The organism is Providencia xihuensis, assembly GCF_041953405.1.
Classification (GTDB): Bacteria; Pseudomonadota; Gammaproteobacteria; order Enterobacterales; family Enterobacteriaceae; genus Providencia; species Providencia vermicola.
Genome location: NZ_CP169565.1, coordinates 558,962 through 580,022, shown reverse-complemented (window position 1 = coordinate 580,022; position 21,061 = coordinate 558,962). Strand labels below are relative to the sequence as shown.

The 21,061-nt window shown below is 41.8% G+C and carries 15 protein-coding genes; 7 read left to right on the top strand and 8 right to left on the bottom strand.

Annotation, left to right across the window (positions count from 1 at the left end; translation table 11 throughout):
- Position 1 precedes the first annotated feature (1 nt).
- The 3 genes from ACE2AL_RS02480 to ACE2AL_RS02470 all read right to left on the bottom strand — a co-directional run bounded on the left by ACE2AL_RS02480 (position 2) and on the right by ACE2AL_RS02470 (position 4,486).
- On the bottom strand, positions 2–937 hold the full coding sequence (locus ACE2AL_RS02480; RefSeq protein ID WP_375083936.1) for a nucleoside hydrolase: 936 nt from the start codon (positions 935–937) through the stop codon (positions 2–4).
- A gap of 97 nt (positions 938–1,034) precedes the next feature.
- Entirely contained in the window at positions 1,035–3,194 is a 2,160-nt protein-coding gene (locus tag ACE2AL_RS02475) for an ornithine decarboxylase (protein ID WP_272574137.1), read from the bottom strand.
- Between the two features lie 272 nt (positions 3,195–3,466).
- Entirely contained in the window at positions 3,467–4,486 is a 1,020-nt protein-coding gene (locus tag ACE2AL_RS02470) for a mechanosensitive ion channel family protein (protein WP_349422652.1), read from the bottom strand.
- Positions 4,487–4,629: 143 nt separating this feature from the next.
- Between ACE2AL_RS02470 and ACE2AL_RS02465 the strand changes: the two genes are divergently transcribed.
- Entirely contained in the window at positions 4,630–5,046 is a 417-nt protein-coding gene (locus tag ACE2AL_RS02465) for a DUF2750 domain-containing protein (protein WP_375083934.1), read from the top strand.
- A 35-nt stretch (positions 5,047–5,081) separates the two neighbouring features.
- On the opposite strand, the gene ACE2AL_RS02460 is transcribed toward ACE2AL_RS02465, so the two are convergent.
- From ACE2AL_RS02460 to rbsK, 3 genes are all read right to left on the bottom strand, one after another.
- Positions 5,082–6,101: an aldose 1-epimerase family protein gene (locus ACE2AL_RS02460; RefSeq protein ID WP_272574134.1), complete on the bottom strand. Its 1,020-nt coding sequence runs from the start codon at positions 6,099–6,101 to the stop codon at positions 5,082–5,084.
- A 57-nt stretch (positions 6,102–6,158) separates the two neighbouring features.
- The gene (fucP, locus tag ACE2AL_RS02455; RefSeq protein ID WP_206086304.1) at positions 6,159–7,466 is read right to left on the bottom strand and encodes an L-fucose:H+ symporter permease; all 1,308 of its coding nucleotides are present in this window, start codon (positions 7,464–7,466) and stop codon (positions 6,159–6,161) included.
- A 107-nt stretch (positions 7,467–7,573) separates the two neighbouring features.
- Entirely contained in the window at positions 7,574–8,503 is a 930-nt protein-coding gene (rbsK, locus tag ACE2AL_RS02450; RefSeq protein ID WP_206086303.1) for a ribokinase, read from the bottom strand.
- A gap of 168 nt (positions 8,504–8,671) precedes the next feature.
- Between rbsK and deoC the strand changes: the two genes are divergently transcribed.
- Together deoC and deoR are read left to right on the top strand one after the other, a co-directional pair.
- Entirely contained in the window at positions 8,672–9,340 is a 669-nt protein-coding gene (gene deoC, locus ACE2AL_RS02445; RefSeq protein WP_375083933.1) for a deoxyribose-phosphate aldolase, read from the top strand.
- A gap of 55 nt (positions 9,341–9,395) precedes the next feature.
- A complete protein-coding gene (deoR, locus tag ACE2AL_RS02440; protein ID WP_272539583.1) occupies positions 9,396–10,175 on the top strand; it encodes a DNA-binding transcriptional repressor DeoR in 780 nt (259 codons plus the stop codon).
- 38 nt (positions 10,176–10,213) lie between these two features.
- On the opposite strand, the gene rnz is transcribed toward deoR, so the two are convergent.
- Complete coding sequence (rnz, locus tag ACE2AL_RS02435) at positions 10,214–11,128, bottom strand: ribonuclease Z (protein ID WP_206086300.1); 915 nt, start codon at positions 11,126–11,128, stop codon at positions 10,214–10,216.
- A gap of 236 nt (positions 11,129–11,364) precedes the next feature.
- On the opposite strand from rnz, the gene ACE2AL_RS02430 reads away from it, so the two are divergent.
- The 3 genes from ACE2AL_RS02430 to ACE2AL_RS02420 all read left to right on the top strand — a co-directional run bounded on the left by ACE2AL_RS02430 (position 11,365) and on the right by ACE2AL_RS02420 (position 17,257).
- Entirely contained in the window at positions 11,365–13,647 is a 2,283-nt protein-coding gene (locus ACE2AL_RS02430; RefSeq protein WP_375083932.1) for an inverse autotransporter beta domain-containing protein, read from the top strand.
- 284 nt (positions 13,648–13,931) lie between these two features.
- On the top strand, positions 13,932–16,004 hold the full coding sequence (locus ACE2AL_RS02425; RefSeq protein WP_375083931.1) for an inverse autotransporter beta domain-containing protein: 2,073 nt from the start codon (positions 13,932–13,934) through the stop codon (positions 16,002–16,004).
- Between the two features lie 269 nt (positions 16,005–16,273).
- Entirely contained in the window at positions 16,274–17,257 is a 984-nt protein-coding gene (locus tag ACE2AL_RS02420) for a hypothetical protein (protein WP_375083930.1), read from the top strand.
- A gap of 186 nt (positions 17,258–17,443) precedes the next feature.
- On the opposite strand, the gene rtcR is transcribed toward ACE2AL_RS02420, so the two are convergent.
- Positions 17,444–19,027, bottom strand: a complete 1,584-nt coding sequence (gene rtcR, locus ACE2AL_RS02415; protein ID WP_272539588.1) for an RNA repair transcriptional activator RtcR — start codon at positions 19,025–19,027, stop codon at positions 17,444–17,446.
- A gap of 909 nt (positions 19,028–19,936) precedes the next feature.
- Between rtcR and ACE2AL_RS02410 the strand changes: the two genes are divergently transcribed.
- On the top strand, positions 19,937–21,061 hold the full coding sequence (locus ACE2AL_RS02410; protein ID WP_272539596.1) for a slipin family protein: 1,125 nt from the start codon (positions 19,937–19,939) through the stop codon (positions 21,059–21,061).

Here is a 21,061-nt window from a genome sequence, read left to right as displayed (position 1 = left end):
ATTACCCAATATTTTTCAATGCGTTGATAATCAGCTGCCAAAATTTATGGTGGTCTAGCTTCACGGCGACCTGTGTGTGGCAATCCGCTGGAGCAGGATGGCGGAAATCCGCCACCGTCATACCTAATGTTAATGTCCCCGTTAGCTCAATATTGATAGGGACTTTTTGTGTGGTAAGCACTGAAGGGTCAATCACATAGGCAACCGCACAAGGGTCATGAACCGGAGGCGCATCAAACCCTTGTGCCTGTTTGTACATTTTACCAAAGAAGTCCAACAGTTCGACGACAAACTGTGAACAATCGCTACCGACCGCCGCAATTTCCGTAACAACATCAGGCGTCGCAAGCGCTTGGTGGGTAAGGTCTAAGCCCACCATCGTTAATGGCCATTTTTCATTAAAGACAATATGTGCCGCTTCAGGATCAATTTTGATATTAAACTCCGCCACCGCACTCCAATTACCGACATGGTAGCCACCTCCCATCAAAACCACCTCTTTCACCCGCTCAACAATACGTGGCTCAAGACGAGCAGCAAGGGCAATGTTTGTCAGCGCACCTGTCGGAACTAATGTGACGGTTTTCGGTGGGTGAGACATGATGGTATCGATAATCAATGAAACAGCATGCCTTTCATCAAGCTGTAAAGTTGGCGTGGGTAATACAGGCCCATCAAGCCCTGAATCGCCGTGAATATCAGGTGCAACCTCAATGCCACGAACTAATGGGCGAATCGAACCCGCAGCAAATGGAATACCCGTGATCTTCGCCATTTCAGCGATTGCCAGTGCATTACGAGTCACTTTTTCAAGGGTTTGGTTACCTGCAACGGTTGTTACAGCCAATAAATCGATATCTGGGTTACCGTAAGCCAGTAATAATGCGATAGCATCATCATGACCAGGGTCACAATCAAGAATGATTTTTTTGCTCATACCTTACCTTATAAATTTGGAGTCAGAGATGGCTCTGACTCCAATGTAACGACCCGATAAGGCAAAATCTACGCTTAAAGTCTGAATACGAAGGAAATTATTTTAAAACATGCGCATAGACACGTTTTTTCTCGCCTTCATTTTTCGAAATATACACGCCTTGCAGCTCAGGTGCGAAGCCTGGTAACGCATTAATCCCCGCTTCAAGAGCTTTGAAATAACGCAGCACAGGGCCTGACCACACCTCCCCAGGCACAACACATAAGACGCCAGGTGGATATGGCAAAGCGCCCTCTACCGCAATGCGCCCTTCGAGTTCATCCAATGGCAATAGCTCACAATTGCCACGAATAAATTCTAAATGCGCTTGTTGTGGGTTCATTTTGACTTCAGGGAAATGCGCCTTGCGGAACATCTCTTTTTGCAACTGCTTGATATTGTCATTAACGCTCAATTGATGCATTTCTTGGCATAAACGACGCAATGTATAACCTTGATAATGCTCTTGGTAGCGCTGGTATACTGATGGAAGTACATCTTCTAATAACGCATCTTCATCCAATAATTGTTCAAAGCGTACTAAATGAGAAACTAACAGTGCGAGTTTTTCCGTCGTTTCTGCAGGGGTTAATAAAAATAAAATCGAGTTTAAGTCACATTTTTCAGGGATCACACCGTGTTCACGTAAAAAATGCGCCAAAATAGTTGCAGGTACGCCAAACGACTCATATTCCCCACTTTCGACATCAATACCAGGCGTCGTTAACATGAGTTTGCATGGGTCGACAAAATATTGGTCTTGAGCATAGCCCTCAAAGGCATGCCAACGTTCCTTAGGGATAAAATTGAAAAAACGTTGTTCCGAAGCAATTTGTTCTGTCGGGTATTCATGCCATGCTTTTCCGTCAATCAATTCAGGCACAAACGGCCTAAAATAGCGACAGTGCTGGAAAATTGATTTGCGCACTTCAATACCCGTTTTTACGCAATCCATCCACATCATTTCACCCGCTGCGCCTTGGTGAATGCGTGCATTAACATCTAACGAGGCAAATAAGGGATAAAATGGGCTAGTAGAGGCGTGCATCATAAAGGCATTATTCAGTTTCTTATGGGAAACAAAACGTTCTTGTCCTTTGATATGGTTATCTTTTTTGTGAATTTGTGACGCTTGTGAAAACCCCGCCAGTTGCTTGTGCACTGACTGAGTGACCATAATGCCTGGGTCACTTTCATTTAATTCAAGCAACAAAGGGGAACACTGGCGCATCATCGGGATGAACTGTTCATAACCCACCCACGCCGAGTCGAATAAAATATAGTCACATAAGTGGCCTATTTTATCGACCACTTGCCTTGCGTTATACACGGTGCCGTCGTAAGTACCGAGTTGGATCACCGCCAAGCGAAAAGGGCGCGTTTGTTGCGTTTTTTCAGGCATCACATCTTGGATTAACTCACGTAAATAACGCTCTTCAAAGCAATGGGCATCAATACCACCAATAAAGCCAAACGGGTTACGCGCCGTCTCTAAATAAACGGGGGTGGCCCCCGCTTGAATCAACGCACCATGGTGGTTCGACTTATGATTATTGCGGTCAAATAGCACTAAGTCACCCGGTGTTAACAGTGCGTTTAATACCACTTTATTGGAGGATGACGTGCCATTTAACACAAAATAGGTTTTGTCCGCATTGAAGACTTTAGCAGCAAATTTTTGCGCTTCTTTCGCTGCCCCCTCATGAATTAGCAAATCCCCCATTGCCACATCCGCATTGCACAAATCGGTACGAAACAGATTTTCACCATAAAATTGGTAAAATTGCTCCCCCGTAGGGTGGCGACGGAAAAATTGCCCGCCTTGGTGCCCCGGGCAAGCAAAAGTGACATTATGACCCGCAGCATAATCCATCATTCGGGCAAAAAATGGCGGTAATAACTGCTCAAGATACTGGTTTGCAGCATCAAGTAATTGGCGGCTATTTTCTTCGCGGGCAGCAGGTGCTGGCGGCAAGAGTGCCGTTAAATACGGGGGAAAGTTGTCATCGGTTGGCAGCTGTTTATCGCTAATGATAAACAGCGGAATACTGAGCTGACTTTGCACCACTCTTTCCCACAGGCCTTGGTTGGCATCTTGTTCAGATAGCACCACCGCAGCAATATTGTTTAACTGTGCATCGCGAATATCTACCCACTGAAATTCGTTAGTGAAATAGATTGCGACCCCCTGGCTACATGCCACATTGATTTTGTTCATAGCAGTCTGGCTCTTAGTTAGCTGAGGAAAAGAGGCGGACAATATACTTGATAGATCAGGGAATTGAAATGATTAGCACGGCGGCAAAAAACGGGGGGATTTAGTAAGTCGAATATTTTCTATAAGCCACTGGTTAATAGCAGAAAAATTTCGGCCCACCCCTACCTATACTTTAAAGCTTAAGGTTAGGATAAAGCAAATAAAAAGATAAATTGACCAATATATATGTAAATAGCCATGGTTTAATCGGTCAATTTATCCTGCATGGGACGTTAGTTGTTTTTTTCCACATACAACGTTTGTGATGGGAATGCAAAGTCTGCATCGTGGCGTTTAACTATCTCAATAATCTTCAAATAAACCGCTTGTTGCGCAGCGAGCCACTCTGCCCACACCGTCGTTTTGGTAAAGCAATACACCATAATATTTAACGACGAATCAGCAAAAGCATCAAAATACACCAATAAGGTTTGGCTGGTATCAATATTTGGATCTTGCTGCAACATTGCACGGATATCGTCGACAATCGCACCAATTTTGTCGGAATCTTCGTAACGTAAGCCAATTTCAGTTTTAATTCGTCGGTTGGTCATACGCCCCGGATTTTCCACACTAATCGACGAAAATACCGAGTTTGGAATGTATAACGGGCGATGATCAAACGTGATAATTTTAGTGATCCGCCAGCCGATTTCCACCACGGTTCCTTCTATATTTCTGTCCGGTGAGCTGACCCAATCCCCAATATTAAACGGGCGGTCAAAATACAGCATAAGCCCCGAGAAAAAATTACTCAGGATATCTTTACCCGCCATACCAATAGCAATGCCACCAATCCCACCAAACGCCATGAGCCCGGAAAGGCTCATGCCGAAGTGCTCACCAAACAGCAGCACCATAACGACAAATATCGTCGTTTTAAATACACGTGCAACGATACGTGCTGAGGTAGGGTCACTGCCTTTTTTAATTTGGGCTTTTTCTAACCGGTTCGCTAGCTGGAACAGTTTTCGCATTAAAATCAATGCAATCAATACGATCGTAACAAAATTAACCAAGGAGGTTGAAATAAAAGTGAGGTCAAAATCAGTTGCCGCCATGTCCACATATTGTGCCGCCACGATCACAATGCCACAAAGCACAACGGTTTGAATAACATGGATCAGGATGCTTTTATGTTTATGTTTGTGTTTACGCCGCTTATGAAAAACCTCAAAAGCCAAATAGATTGCAAGACACACCGCAATCAATGTCATCCCAATGGCGTACTTTTCAAGTAATGCTTCTATCATTTCTAACCGCCCTAAAATTTACCTGATAGATATTATTTTTATGTGTTTTACTGTGTATGATGTTAAGTTATCTTGTTATTAAGATAACAATTATAAATATAATTTTCCCACTAATTATCAATTACCTTTTAGATTATCCAATCATGAATAACAACTCATTTTCCCCTAATGATAAAGAAATACAAAATGTTCATGCCCTTGGCCCATACCAAAAGTACCACTATTTTGTCGGTAAGGTCGCTGACTGGGAGCAAGTGTGGACAGTAAGTGATGGGGAAAACTTCGTCACCCTCAGGGATCAGGAAAACGGGATTGCTGTTGCGTTGTGGCCGGCTAAAGCTTATGTCGAACTATGTTTAGTGCATGAGTGGGCGCATTTTACACCAATGCAACTGACCCTTGAGCAACTCATGACAGAGCTCCTTCCCGATATGCATGAAGCGAACATTAAAGCTGCAATCATGATGAAGCCCAATGGAACCAATACGCCATGTTATGATGCTTATGATGCCTCAATGTTACTTGCCGATTTAGCAGAAGAGTGCCAGCAGTACGAATGAGGCAGTTAACCACTGCCTCTGGTGTCGTCAAAAAATCACGATTTTTCCACGCCGGTGGTAACCGTAAACTGGCGCGTTTCCCCTGCCGCTAACCAAATTAAGGTTTGGTTATTTTTTGCGGCTAAAAAGCCTTCTGGGCGGCAAGTGGCGGGTAACACAAATGCGCCCACTTTTTGGTCGCCATTATATAAAATCCAGCGGGTTGCATAGTTAAGTTCACTGGATTTAAAACGGGTGATAAACGTATCTCCCGCTGGGGAGGTCATTTTAAATTCAGGTTGTGCCGTGTATTGGCTGAGGTTATCCATAAAGAAGACAATCTCAGGGTCACACATATGTGGTTGATTAAGTTGATTTAAAGTAACTTTGCCGGATTTCAATGCTTCGTTAAATTCAAGCCATTTTTCAGTTGGCTGCACATGCCCCGGTATCGATTCACGTAGTTTAATTGCGTTATCAGGCACGTTTTGTGTCAATGTTGCATTATCCACATAGGCATAATTCATATGGCACATATATTGAAGTGGCATAGGAACCGATGCTAAATTGGTGACTGACATTTGAATATCAAACAGTGCGCTATTTGCCTTTAACTCTACAGAAGGTGTTGCGCGGTAATGGTGGCCAAACCCCATCACATATTCATATTCACCGCAAATTTTTAAACCGTTTTCGGTCAATTCTAGCCATGCGCTGTCCATCGGTGCGCAAGGCATTTCGCCGTGCAATGGGTGGTTATCCTCTGGTGAAGGGCAGCCATTACTGATTAATCCTGAGTGAAAAGCAAAGCAACCATAGGTTTCAATGACTGTAGGAACCGATTTAGGCGCTGAAAACATATTTTCCATTTTCAGATTTTGGCCACAAAATTCGGCATCCCAAATCATTTGCCCTAAAAAAGGTAAAATCGTTAGATAACCTTGTTGATTTTCAATACGTAAACCTTCCACGCCAGTGTGATAACGAAATGCAGTGGCGGTGAATTGGTCATTTTTAAGAATAAGCGTCGGGTTTTCCGTAAATACGCTTTTGTGAAGAGGAATTTGTGTATTCATTTTCATACTCACGGTTAATAAAGGAAATTGGGTAGCTTTCACTACCCAAACTAGAGATTATTTGGCTTCTTGCTTCGCTTTAAAGCGGCGTTCTCCAACAAAATAAATACCGACATACACAAAGCACAGCATTGAAACTAAGAAAGAGAGTTGTAGGGAATGTAATACGTCGGCCACGTAACCTTGAACGGCAGGCACCACAGCAGCACCGACAATTGCCATCACAATCACCGCCCCTGCCATTTCAGTGTGTTCGTTATCTACTGTATCCAATGTGCCTGCATAAATTGTTGCCCAGCAAGGCCCAAACAGAATACTCACCATCACGGCGGCATAGACCGCGGTGAAGCTAGGAATAAATGCAACATAAATTAAGAACAGTGCACCAATCACCGAGTAAATAATCAGGACTTTTTCGGCATTAAAGCGAGTCATTAAGATATTGGCGATAAACTTACCAATAAAGAAACACGCAAAGCTGTACACCATGAAATTCGAGGCATCACGTTCGTTAATATCGCCCATTTCCAGCGCTAAACGGATAGTGAATGACCAAACCGCAACTTGCATACCCACATATAAAAACTGGGCAATGATCCCTTTTCTAAAGCGGCTATTTTTTGCTAAATATCTTAAGGTTTCTAATGCGGTTGGGCGTTTATGATCTTGGGTTTCTGCCACTTTACATTTCGGGAACTTAGTAATGAGGAAGAGGATCATCACCACCACCAATACCATAATCATATAACGGTAAGGTTCGAGGGTGTTTTCCAACATCGCTAAGCGAAATTCATGAATTTGTTCTGCATTCATGCCTGCCATCTGGCTTTGTAAGCTATCCCCTTCGGAGAAGACTAAATATTTCCCCAGTAAGATCCCGCCCGCAGCACCAATTGGGTAGAATGTTTGGCTGATATTTAAGCGTAATGTGGCGTATTGTTTAGGGCCAATCATTGAGCTGTAAGTGTTCGCTGCAGTTTCAAGGAAGCTTAAACCAATCGCAATGGCGAAGATTGCCGCCAAGAACATAGTATAAGTTGCCATATGGGACGCAGGGAAAAACATACTGCAACCTGCGATATAGAGAATTAACCCCACCATAATCGCATATTTATAACTGGTTTTTTTGATCACTAAAGAGGCTGGGATCGCAATTAAAAAGTACCCGCCATAGAATGCACTTTGTACTAAAGCTGATGCGAAGTTACTGAGTTCAAAGACACTTTTGAACTGGGTAATTAAAATATCATTTAATGCTGCGGCGCATCCCCACAAAGGGAATAAGCACGATAGTAGGATAAATTGGAATAGAGGAGTCCGACTCAGGTACCCATCAGGTAACTGAGTGATGTTCTTAATGTTCATAGTAACCCTTATATTTTTATAATTTATACCCTAGGAGTTCCTATTCCGCTCTAATGGCGGATTAATACGTCAAAGGGTATACAGCTACGTTGAGTTTTATTATTTAGCTATGCGTTTGAGGTGTTGATTTGCACAAATTCATTGAATTGCTCAACACTTGGATAAGAAGATTGAGTCCCTTTCCCTGTCACACTAAATGCAGAAAACATCACTGCTTTTTTCAGTGCTTCTTCAATATTCCCCGTGTGTACATAATAATGAGAGAAACAACCAATAAAGGCATCTCCCGCACCACTTGTATCGATGGCATTCACTTTGATTGCCGGTATGTATAACTCGCTATCGCGGGTCATCCACAAAGCGCCTTTTTCCCCTAAGGTCACAATGAGGTTTTTTAACCCTTTATCCAGCAGAGATTGTGCTGCTCGGCGGACGTTATCCATCGTGTCGACTGGCATATTGGTTAAAATTTCTAATTCCGTTTCATTCGGCACAAAGAAATCACAACGGCAAGCAAAATCCAGATCAAGCGAGCGCTGTGCAGGAGCTGGGTTAAGCAGGACAGGGATCCCATGTTTGTTACCAAATGAAATCGCGTGATAAACTGTTTCTAACTGCACTTCTAATTGCAGAACGATCAACTTACATTTCTTCAGATCTTCCGCTGCACGGTCGATATCTTCAGGTGATAAGAACTTGTTGGCGCCTTTGACGATCAGAATACTGTTTGATGAGTTTTGATTAACAAAAATCGGTGCAACACCGCTTGATGTACAAGGCACTTTTTCAACATAACGGGTGTTAATACCGTAAGATTCAAGGTTACGAATGGTATTATCTGCGAAAATGTCATCTCCAACTTTGGTTAACATAATCACTTTTGAATTTAATTTAGCAGCGGCAACCGCCTGATTCGCACCTTTACCACCACAACCTATTTTGAACGCGGGCGCTTCTAACGTTTCGCCTTCTTTTGGCATTTGATCAATGTAAGTGATCAAATCAACCATGTTTGAACCAATAACTGCTATATCCATGATGCCCCTCGTGTTAAATAAATCACATAATGATATGATAGTAACATTATCATGTTGCAAAAATATCATTTGTGATTAGGATCTCGAATAACGAATGATCAAGTGTTACATCTACCACATTTCCTCATTCTTTGTTGTCTATCCCACATTTATATAGGAAAGTTGAAAATGCAAGACTTAGCAAAATATATTGATCACACTTTACTTGCTGCTAACGCAACTGTCAGCGATGTCACAAAATTGTGTGCAGAAGCGGCTGAACACCACTTTGCTTCCGTATGTGTAAATACAGGCTATGTTCCTTTAGCCAATGAACTTTTAAAAAACAGCGATGTAAAAGTTTGCTGTGTGGTAGGCTTCCCATTAGGTGCTTGCTTAACAGAAGCAAAAGCTTTTGAAGCAGCTGAAGCTGTGCGCCGCGGTGCGGATGAAGTGGATATGGTGATTAATGTTGGCATGTTAAAAAGTGGCGATTTAGACTTTGTCCGTAAAGATATTGAAGCCGTATTTGCTGCCTGCGGTAATGCAACATTAAAAGTCATTTTAGAAAATTGCCTGTTAACTGATGAAGAAATTACACAAGTTTGTGAAATTTGCCGCACAATTAACGTCGGTTTTGTGAAAACTTCAACAGGTTTCAGTACAATGGGGGCGACTGAGCACCATGTTGCGTTAATGCGTAAAGTCGTTGGCAGCGAAATCGGTGTCAAAGCCTCTGGTGGCGTGCGTGACCGTGAAACTGCGATTAAAATGATTGAAGCGGGCGCAAACCGAGTTGGTGCGAGTGCCAGTGTTGCGATTGTCACAGGAACGGCAACAAAGCCGAGTGACTACTAAGTGATGGGGCGCGGTCTAACCGCGCCAATTTTGTATATCATAAAAGGATTGTAGGGTGATAGAAACTAAACAAAAAGAACGCCTTCGCCGCTTAAGTGAATGTTTGAAACGTTCAGGACGCATTCATCTTAAAGAAGCCGCTAGGATACTCGAAGTCTCTGAAATGACCATCCGCCGAGACCTTAACGCTGATGCAGAAGGCCCTATTCCGATGTCACTGCTTGGTGGCTACATTGTTTCTGTTACCCAACCTGTAAATTTAGTTGCCCAGGAGCAGCAAGCCGATGTTTTCACGCCAGATCAAACCGAAGAACTCTATATTCCTAATCTCGCGGCGAGTATGGTCACAGAAGATGACGTTATTTTCTTCGATAATGGCATTGAGATGGCGACCTTGATTTCCCTTATCCCAGAAGAAATCAGTTTCACGGGAATTTGTTATTCCCATAACGTTTTTCTCGCCCTTAGCCAGAAAAAAAACGCCACCGCCTTATTATGCGGTGGTGAATACCGCCCTAAAAGCGACTCGTTTTACAACCCTTCTCTGCCTTCCTTGCTTGACTCCATTAACCCCAAAAAGGCCTTTATTTCTGCCGCAGGCGTCCACAGCACATATGGCGTAACCTGTTATAATATTGACGATTTACCAATGAAGAAAAAAGCGATGGAAAAATCCATCCGTAAAATTTTATTGGCACCTTATAACTTGTTTGATGAAGTGGCGACCGCCAATATGGGGGAATTATCACAATTTGATGTGATAGTCACAAACAGGCAGCTTTCCGATGAGTATGAAACTTACTGTCGTAATGGATTTGTGAAAGTAATTTACTGAGTCAAAAATAGGTGGCGGGCTCATCATTGCCCGCTAAATCAAATCTTCACCGTCAAATAATCTTCGGCAATTTGAGTCTCCGCGAATTCAGCTTGGCACTCCATTAATAACCTTGGAATATCTTCGCTCATATAACGCCCACTCAAGTGAGTGGCAATAAAACGCTTTACCCCTGCTTCACGGGCTAATTGTGCCGCTTGCACTGTTGTTGAGTGCCCACGCTCATTCGCTTTTTCTGTAAAAGCTGCTTCCAACGTGGTTTCATGCACCATCACATCCGCATTTCTAGCAAGTTCAAACGCCTGTGGCGTCGGTTGTGTATCTCCAAAAATAGCGATAACTTTACCAGGGATAGGTTCACCAAGGTAATCTGCACCATTAACCACACGACCATCTTCAAGGGTTATGGTCTCACCCGCTTTAAGCGCTTGCATCCATGGGCCACGGGGAATGTTATCACTCGCCAATTTGTTCGCATCTAACGGCCCACTTTTGGCGTGTTCTTCAATACGATAACCATAACATTCTACACGGTGATCAAGAGAGTAAGCCGTCACAATCAACTCACCATCATCAAATAACTGCCCCGCCTCAATTTCAATAATTTCAATTGGATAAGTCATATAAGACACACTAAGAGACAACACCGTTTCAATATATTGCTTGAGCCCTTTTGGCCCATACAGTGTCAATGGCTCCGTTGCCCCGCCCATTGAACGGCTGCACAAAAGCCCTGGTAAGCCAAAAATATGGTCGCCGTGCAAATGGGTAATAAATATTTTCTCAATTTTTGGTGCTTTAAATGGGCTATTAAGGATACGGTGCTGTGTCCCTTCACCACAGTCAAACAGCCAATAACTTTTTCGAATGCCGACCAAATTTAATATCATACTGGTGACATTGCGTTCTTTTGTCGGCACCCCTGCACTGGTTCCTAAAAATGTAAGTTCCATACTTCCTCTATCTATTTATTTGTTTTTATTAAAGTAAGATTTTTTCCAAACAATAAAATATCAGCTTGTTCTAATTATTATTCGATATGCTCGCGGATGTTAATCAACATCACCAATTCCAAACATTTCCAGCGTACAAATTTCCTTTCCGTATTAATCCAATTAATTCCCAAGCGTTTCCAGTCGCTCATATTCCAAAATAATAGTAATGAATATCCAGACTAGGAATAGATTTAATGTTTTGCTCTAAAAATAAATTTCCCACCCTTTGTGCCTTATTGATGGCGGTCGGGCCATTAGCTATGGTACCAATATTACCCAGCTATGCAAAAATGCTAACACCAGATGAGCTTCCAATTTTAGGCAGCCCTAACCAAATGGCAGAAAATAACGATGGCGAGCGCAATTTAGCTCAATACAGTAAAACTGCAGCAACATTGATCGCCTCACAAAAAAGTGGCCATGAAATCTCACAAATGGCGCAAAGTTATTTCAGTAATCAAGCCGCTAATGCCGCGATAGAAGAGATTACCCGTTGGCTGTCAAAGGCTGGTAATGTGAAAGTTGGCCTGAATTTCGATCAACAATTATCCCTTAAAAACAGCCATTTTGATTGGCTGATCCCTTGGTACCAGCAAACTAATATGTTGTTGTTTACCCAGCATAGTATTCACAATACAGATGGGCGATTACAAAGCAACAATGGGGTTGGTCTACGTCATTTCAATGATAAGAGCACTGTGGGTATCAATGCATTCTTTGACCATGACCTTTCACATTACCATTCCAGATTAGGCCTTGGCGCTGAATACTGGCAAAATTACTTAAAGCTAAGTGCGAATACTTATTTCCCTGTTTCTTCATGGCGTAGCTCATCTGAGCTACCCCAATCTTATAATGCACGCCCTGCTCGTGGGTGGGATTTACAAGCACAAGGTTGGCTACCCGCTTACCCTCAACTCGGTGGAAGCCTTAAGTTTGAACAGTATATCGGTCATAATGTGGCTTTAATGGGGAAAAATAAACTGCAAAAAGATCCCATGGCAGCCACTCTCGGCGTAAGTTGGACTCCTTTTACTCTTGTCACCTTTAGTGCAGATCACAAAATAAGCAGTGGATTACAAGATACCAGTGCCAAAGTACAATTTACTTGGGCATTTGATAAGAATTTCATTGAGCAAATAGACCCATCTAAAGTCGGTGAATCACGGCATGTTTCGAATAATCGCTTTGACTTCGTCAATCGCAATAACAATATTGTTCTTGATTATCAAAAGAAAACTGAAATTCAATTGAAACTCGTAGCAAAAGTTCAAGGGGAGGCAGGACAAGAGTTACCACTCGTACAATCAATAACAACTCAATATCCACTTAAAAAGATTGTCTGGAATGCACCTGAACTACTCGCTGCGGGCGGTGTTATTCATGCTTCTGGCCAAAATACTACTGTAAAGTTACCGCCTTATAAAACCGCATCAACCCCTTCAGAAAGTAAAAAATTGAATCGTTATCATTTAAGTGCTATTGCCTATGATATTAACGGAAATGCCTCATCAACAAGTAACACTCTGATTGAAGTCACTAATATCAGTACCGTAACAACTAGCCAGGCGCGTATTCATAGTTTCACTATCGACCAAACAGGCGCTCTCTCCGATGGGAAGTCAGCGAATATGGTCTCAGCTTATATTACCGATGCTAAGGGCAACCCTATAGCAGGTGAAACCGTCAATTTTACCGCTACTTTAGGGGATATTGCGGCTCAAGGTATTACTAATAAAGCGGGGATCATTAAAATGCCTTTGACGAGTATGAAAAGCGGAACAAGTGAAGTTACCGCAACTATCAATGGCCAAAAAGAAACCATTGCCGTTTATTTTGTCAGTGGAACTTTGAAAAAAATTGAGATCCTGAATACTCAGTCAACCTATGCAGGAAAAGAGATAACGATGTCACTCAAATTAACCGATGTGAATGGCAATCCAGTATCTGGTGCGGATGGGATCATAATGGTCAACATTGGCAATAAACAAATTCCCGTCAAGATCGAAGAAAGTTTAGTTAATCTAGGTGAGTATTATGGGTTACTTTCAGGACAAATGGCTGGTGATTACACCATTTCCGTTTCTTTGAATGGAAAAACATCACCTAAACATACGTTAACTGTGAATCCACCACTAACTATCAATGCGATTAATTCTGATGGTAGCGGTCCTAAAGGCCAGTTAGGTGTCGTCGAAAACATTGAACTATCAACATCGTCCACTCATCATGTCACCGTTGGTGGTGATGTACTCATTACGGTCACTCTCAGCGATGCCTTTGGAAACACACTTGAAGGTGTAAACCCAAACAATATCGACCTTGGCCACCATAACTCCAATATATTAGACTGGAATGAAGAAAGCGATGGAGATTATTCTACCTACTTAACACTATTACCATCTGGTGACACTAACATTATTGCTTCAATCAATGGGCATTCAAGCCCTAAGCTTACCGTGTCAGTAACACCTTAGCATCTTAGACACTCCCCCCTCTACTTTAGAGCGGGGAGTAAAAAAACTTTATTAATCAAAAGATAGCAACGCCCATTTCGAACGATTCCACAACACGAATACCCTTTCCGTTTAAATCCAATCAATTCACAAGCACAGACCACTATTTGCCCTGAAAATAACAGTATTAATATTGATATCAGGATATATGTTCGATGAATTCCCCTTCGTCAAAATTGAACTCAAAACTACCGAGCAGTTTAATACTCTCTACGGTAATTTGGTTCACGGCTATTGGGCTAATAGTGCCAAGTTATGCCCAAATCGCCTATTTAGACGATTTACCTACGCTAGGTAGCAATGCCTTTCAATTTGAGGGAACCCAATCAGGAGATAGCACTGAACGTTTTTTAGCAGAATATGGGCAAAATGCAGCAAACTTTGTATCTGAAGAAAAAAAACAAAAAAAACTTGCAGATATGGCACAAGATTACGCTCGCCATAAAGCCGCAAATATCGCTACTGATGAAATAACACATTGGTTATCTAAAGCAGGTAATACTAGGCTAAATATTAACCTTAATGAAAAGTTATCAATTAAAACCTCTCAATTAGATTGGCTAGTACCTTGGTATGACCAACATGACTTTTTACTATTTTCTCAGCACAGTATTCATCGTACTGATGGTCGTCTGCAAAGTAATAATGGTATTGGATTACGTCATTTTCATCAAAATAGCATGGTCGGGATAAATGCTTTCTTTGACCATGATTTATCCCATTACCATTCGCGCTTAGGACTTGGTTTGGAGTATGCTCAAGATTACGCTAGGGTGAGTACGAATAGCTATTTAGGGCTATCGACTTGGCGTAGTGCATCCGAATTAGCCTATGATTATTATGTACGCCCAGCCAACGGCTGGGATATTCAACTTGAAGGTTGGCTACCCGCTTATTCTAATTTAGGTGCTAACCTAAAACTTGAACAATATTACGGTGATGACGTGGCTTTATTTGGTACAAATGAACGCCAGAAAAACCCAATGGCTGCTACCGTCGGTGTCAACTGGTCTCCATTCCCCCTCCTTGCTCTAAATGTAGAACATAGAATAGGTAATAATGGAGCAAATGAAACAGGTGCAAAAATTGCGTTCAACTGGTTGTTAGGGAGAAGCTTAGAGCAGCACCTTGATACTTCAGTAATAGAGGCTAATCGTCATATACCCAACAATCGCTATGACTTTGTTAATCGTAATAACAATATTGTGTTGGAGTACCAGAAGAAAACCTTAATTTCGTTATCATTACCGAAAGTTATTCAGGGCGTGACAGGAGAAGAACGCTCTATTATCCGCAACTTAACCACTAAATATCCTATAGAAAAAATAGTTGTAGATGCCCCTGAATTGATAGCTGCTGGGGGAAGACTCCACCTTAATGGAATAGATAGTTCAGTAAAATTGCCGTCTTACAAAATTACCAACAACGCATTTAAAAACCAACAGCTCAACCTCTATCGCTTAACCGTGACGGTTTATGACACGAAAGGCAATGTTTCACCACAAGTGGAAACGTTAATTGAAGTAACTGGCACAGGCGCGCTCACTATCACTCATGAAAATACCAAGAAAAGAAATAATGGTATCGCTGATGGTAAGGACGCAAATACATTCGCCATCGTAATTAAAGATCCTCTTGGTCACCCTGTCCCCAATGCGAAAGTCAACTTCGTATTGCCTGCAAATCTTAGATCTATTGACCAAAAAAATACGGGATATTATTCATTACTTAATCATTTTATGTGGAAAGCCAAAGCTAAAAAAGCGGTTTCTGAGCAAAAATATAACATTATCGCCAATGATAAAGGCGAGGCATCTATACAATTTACTACTTTTATATCAGGAAGTTATGTAGTAAAAGCAAACACTGAGTATGGCCCAGAAATTAATGAAATGTATCACTTTAAACCCGATATTAGTCAGTCATTTATTAGTAGTATTGATATCATTCGAAACAATGTAGCGGCAGATGGGATCAGTAAAAACAAAATCAAACTGCGTATTATAAATAATAGCCGACAAAGCATTGCTGGTGCACTTGTTCACTTTGAAGCCTCAAATGGCATTATCTCACCAGCTAACCTGACTGATGAGTATGGAAATACGGAATTAGAGATCAGCAGCTTAGTTGAAGGTTCCATAGATATCATTGCTACCTTGAATGGCGATAGTAGAACAATACAAGTGAATTTTCTAAAGTATGCACCTACCTCATATATTCAACCAAGTACAGAGAGTCTTTTCAAGCCCTCAATAAATGAGCAAAACAGACATACATCGTTAAGTTTATTAAGGGAACTATTTCAAAAAATTGGATAACACTACTTGCGATAAAATAAGTTTAATTTATTTGCTCTCTCAGAGGCAAAATTTGGTTCTTAACATTTTTTAATTCAACTCGCCAGTTGATGGATTTATTGGATATATGCACAGTATTGTTTCTTTTAACATTGCCAGTAAAAGCCTTCCACTCCACGTCTTTCCATTTTGGAAATTCCTCTTCTGTTTAAGTCAGAGTAATTCACAAGCTCTTACCTATATAAAAATTCAACAATAACCGAATTAATATAAAACCAGGAATAAATTGAATGAACCCCGCTACGTCAACGATAAAATCCACACTGAGACACAAGATTTCAAATGGTTTTGTCCTCTTTACGACAATATGGTCTTCAGCCATCATACTCGTTATGGCTAGCCATGCAAAAATGCTAACTTCTGATGACCTGCTAACACTGGTGAATATTCCCGTACTAACAGATGATAACAAGGTAGGACAGTTTATTACTGAATATAGCCAAAGCGATGCAATAGATGATGTCCATGTGAGTACAAGTGGCATTGCATCAATCAAGAAAAGCGCACTGATTGAGCAGCCACTGAATAACTCAAACGAAATGGGTCAACAAGGCAGGAAAGGCGTTATTGACAAAGTGGCTATCACGCTTGATCACAGTCACCGTTTTCAATCCGGTAATCCTCTTGATATCACGGTAACGGTGACTGATACCTTTGGTAATGGCTTAGCGGGCTTAAATACCGAGAATATCGATATCGGTAAACACAAAGGTAATACCTTAAACTGGATGGATAATAACGATGGGTCTTACACCACTACTTTGACATTAACAGACGTTGGGAGCAATGATTTAACGACCTTCATCAATAGCACCCGTAGCCCTCTCACTGCAGTACAGGTTAATAACGCAGCAGGAACATCCCATGTTGATAAGGTGAAAATCACTAACATAGAAAAGCGGGTGTCTGGCACAGATAGCATTGCGATTATCGAGCTAATCGATAAATATGGCAATTTGGTGACCAGTGAAGCTGAAATTACCGTCAATATTGATGGGCAAGCCTATACACGTCCAGCGAAAGAAGGAAAAACGGGTATTTATCATGTGACATTACCTGAGCTAAAAGCAGGCAATCACAATATTAACGCGAGTGTGAATGGTAAATACTCAACTGACACAACCTTAGTCGTCAGTCCTCTCCAATCAAGTCGAAAAAATCAAACTGAACAGGTAGAAAAAATAAAAAAAGCATTATGGGCCATATTGTCATAACAGCGGTGATCAATTTGAGATGGCTCAAAAACTTTAATCTCGGCAATTAATGGCTATCTCCCTGAAAAACCATTTCAGGGAGCCTCAGGTTAGAAAGTAACGAACACAACAAACCGTATCTACCAAACCATAAATCTCAGCCTCAGCGGAGAGATTTATTTCTGCAATTTAGCAATATAAAGCCTCTTAACCGTCAGCTTTCACACTATCCCAATCTAACCCAAATTTCGCCAAATATTTTCGTAGTCTATCTGCATCATTGGGTTGTTTTTTCTGTTGCCGAGATACCGCAAATAGTGCACGCCCCGCCTCTGAAAGGGATGAAGAACGGCGGCACACATCCAGTACTGTGGCTAACTGTTGTTGGTCGAATAAATCAATTTCACCCACGTGTTTAGGTAATGGATTGCTTGATTTAACTTGCCACTGGGATTGCAAACGCTCAATTTCCTCTTCAGCTATCGACTTGGTGACCCGCCCTTTTTCAGCAAATGTTGCCATTCGGCTAATCGATGCCCCCAGTTCGCGGAAGTTACCGCGCCATAACGCCTGTTCTGAGCACGCAAATTTCACATACACGTTGCGCGCTTCGCTATCAAAACGGATTTGGTTTTGCGCATCTTGGCTGAACTTCACAAGCTCATAATCGATATTCGGCTCAATATCTTCACGGCGATCGCGCAAACCAGGTAAAGCAAACGTCCACATATTGATGCGGGCGAATAAATCTTCACGAAATTTCCCCTCTTCAACCTGTTGCACCAAGTTGCGATGGGTTCCCGCAATCAATTGAAAATCACTGTGAATTTCTTCATCGGCACCATAAGGGAAAAAACGTTTTTCTTCGATGGCTTTAAGCAGCATCGCTTGCTCATCAAGGCCGAGCTCAGCGATTTCATCGAGAAATAAAATGCCGCTATCCGCTTCTTTTAACAACCCTTTTCGGGAGTTTAACGCCCCCGTAAATGCCCCTTTCACATGGCCAAACAACGTCGACATGGCATTATCACCGCGTAACGTGGCGCAGTTCACTTCCACAAACCGCCCTTTCACTTGGTGACGGCTTTCACGCAATTGGTAAATTCGTCGAGCCAGAAATGATTTCCCCGCACCTGTCGGGCCATTCAATAAAATAGGGGCTTTTGAGCGTAGCGCCACCCGTTCAATTTGCTCAATCATGGTATTAAACGCGCTGTTACGCGTGGCAATACCTGATTTTAAAAACGAAACTTGCTGCTGTTGCTCTTTTTGGAAGCGACTAGTGATATGGGTGTAACGGCTTAAATCAAGGTCAATCACCGTGTGAATACCCATCGGGTCTTTTTCCCTGCCCTTTTCACTGGGTGATGTTTGAATAAGTTTAGCGGGCAAATAATGCGCTTCAGTTAATAAAAACCAACAAATTTGTACCACGTGCGTCCCTGTAGTGATGTGCACAAGGTACTCTTCGTTATCCGTATCAAAGGGGTAACTCGCAGAAAAATCGAGCAGCGAGGTATACACCTCCTCGAAATCCCACGGATCTGCAATATCCACCTCATGCAATACGACCTCCGTTTGCGGTGAGGCTTGCTCGATATCCTCTTTAACACGCTGCGCCATCGAGTAATCATTGACCTGATGAATCAATTCAAAGCGACCAATATTGATATTCGGCTGTTGGCATAGCCCCACAGTTGGACGCCATTTGGTCCAGCGATTGGCTTTTTTACCTCGCCTGTCTAATACCGTGCCAAGCACACCTATCACAACCTTGCGTTTCTCGCTCATGATTTATATAAATTTATAAAATACGATATAAAAAGATAATAAATAGCCTAATTCATTTTCTCTCTCATTGTAAGCAACATTTAGCCAAAAAATAATTAGTCTTTATTTTTCATTAAGATAAAAATATTTTTCACCTCATTTAAAAAGTTGGCACGCTTCTGGCAATTATAAATTTATCCACTGCCGGAAAATGTCTGAACTTCGAGTTCAACCGGTGCAGACATGGTGGCTGTTGTCACTACATGGTCTGTATGCCGCCGTCGGTAAGATACCTTGGTAATAGCCTAGCTATCAGGTTCGACTCCTGAACTTAAAATACGATTCCAAACGTAAATAAAACCTAGCTGAAGTTTAGCTAACAACTGGCACTCGAGAGCCTCACCGAGTGATGAGCAGAAATTTAGACAGCCGATTTGGCGCTCTTTCTTTCCCCTCATAACTTCGTTTTGTTCTTCAGCGCCAGACACATAAATAAAAGGAAAAATAATGAAAAAAATAAATGTTGCTCAAGGACTTATTGCACTAACGTCAAAAAATGGTGATTTCAAACAACTGTTAGTGGCAGGCGAGCACCGCGTACAAGATTGGTTTAATAAACTGACGGTTTCATTTTTCACATTAAACAATGAACCGATTGAAGAAAAACTGGCAAATCATTTGCGCCAATTCCATATGGATTGGGTAAATACGTATTGTGTTGATATTAATTTATCCGATGATGAAGTCGCTTTTTTATACTTACATCATCATTTAGTTGAAATTATCGCGCCACAAACACGCCGTTTATACTGGAAAACCAACGATGATTTACGTATCGAAAAACATAACGTGACCCAATTAGCCATGACCAATGAATTAACGGATCATTTAGTGCACAAAAAAGGGGTTAAAGGCCGTGATTTATGTGTAATGGCGCAAATTTTTGCGGGGCAAATTGGCCTGCTCAAAGTGGATGGTGAAATAAAAAGCCTGTTAGAAGCGGGAAATTACGGTTTTTGGTCAATTAAACAGAAGCCTGAGATTCAAATCATTGATGTTTGCTCACAGTCCATTGATAAACCAATTGATTCTGTGCTTGCTGAGCAAATTCGCCAATATCACCCAAATTGGGTAGCCTCCTATGGCGTTGATATTGATTTATTAGATGATGAGATTGGTTTTTTATATTCACACAATAACTTGGTTGAAATTTTATCGCCAGCAACGCGCCGTCTGTACTGGAAATCTGGCAATACACTGCGCGTCGAAAAACAAAAAGTGGGGCATTTAGTGTTACCAGAAGCCTTAACACAGCGCTTAGCCGCGAAAAAACGTATCAAAGGCAGCGAGCTGTGCCTTGTCGCTCAAATACCCGCTTGGCATATTGGCGTGTTAAAAATTGATGGTGAAATCACGGGTTTACTTGAAGCAGGTACGCACGGTTACTGGCGTGTAGAACACACGCCTGAAATTGACATTATTGATACGCGTTTACAATCACTGGAAGTCAGCGGGCAAGAAATCTTAACCAAAGATAAAGTGACGTTGCGCATTAATTTGTCGGCTAACTGGCGCTATGCCGATGTGCTACATGCATTTTCTCAATTGAGTCAACCAGTAGAACATTTATACCGTGAATTACAGTTTTCATTGAGGGAGATCGTGGGCACCCGCACACTGGATGAACTATTAGAAAACAAGCAGTTAATCGATGAACTCATGCTAATGCAAGTGGTGCAAAGTATTGCGGAGTTTGGCTTAGAGGTCGACAGCATTGGTGTAAAAGACATTATTTTACCGGGCGAAATGCGCACTATATTGTCCCAAGTGGTTGAAGCTGAAAAATCAGCACAAGCTAACGTGATCCGCCGCCGCGAAGAAACAGCCGCCACGCGTTCGCTGTTAAATACTGCCAAAGTGATGGAAAACAACCCTGTTGCGCTGCGCTTAAAAGAGCTCGAAACCTTAGAAAGCATCGCACATCGAATCGACCAAATTTCCGTTTACGGTGGATTAGACCAAGTATTAAACGGATTGGTAAAAATTAAGGAATAA

Coding starts and splice junctions, on each gene's coding strand:
- ACE2AL_RS02480 (WP_375083936.1), bottom strand. CDS start 937: ATGAGCAAAAAAATCATTCTTGATTGTGACCCTGGTCATGATGATGCT.
- ACE2AL_RS02475 (WP_272574137.1), bottom strand. CDS start 3,194: ATGAACAAAATCAATGTGGCATGTAGCCAGGGGGTCGCAATCTATTTC.
- ACE2AL_RS02470 (WP_349422652.1), bottom strand. CDS start 4,486: ATGATAGAAGCATTACTTGAAAAGTACGCCATTGGGATGACATTGATT.
- ACE2AL_RS02465 (WP_375083934.1), top strand. CDS start 4,630: ATGAATAACAACTCATTTTCCCCTAATGATAAAGAAATACAAAATGTT.
- ACE2AL_RS02460 (WP_272574134.1), bottom strand. CDS start 6,101: ATGAATACACAAATTCCTCTTCACAAAAGCGTATTTACGGAAAACCCG.
- fucP (WP_206086304.1), bottom strand. CDS start 7,466: ATGAACATTAAGAACATCACTCAGTTACCTGATGGGTACCTGAGTCGG.
- rbsK (WP_206086303.1), bottom strand. CDS start 8,503: ATGGATATAGCAGTTATTGGTTCAAACATGGTTGATTTGATCACTTAC.
- deoC (WP_375083933.1), top strand. CDS start 8,672: ATGCAAGACTTAGCAAAATATATTGATCACACTTTACTTGCTGCTAAC.
- rnz (WP_206086300.1), bottom strand. CDS start 11,128: ATGGAACTTACATTTTTAGGAACCAGTGCAGGGGTGCCGACAAAAGAA.
- ACE2AL_RS02430 (WP_375083932.1), top strand. CDS start 11,365: ATGTTTTGCTCTAAAAATAAATTTCCCACCCTTTGTGCCTTATTGATG.
- ACE2AL_RS02420 (WP_375083930.1), top strand. CDS start 16,274: ATGAACCCCGCTACGTCAACGATAAAATCCACACTGAGACACAAGATT.
- rtcR (WP_272539588.1), bottom strand. CDS start 19,027: ATGAGCGAGAAACGCAAGGTTGTGATAGGTGTGCTTGGCACGGTATTA.
- ACE2AL_RS02410 (WP_272539596.1), top strand. CDS start 19,937: ATGGCGCAAATTTTTGCGGGGCAAATTGGCCTGCTCAAAGTGGATGGT.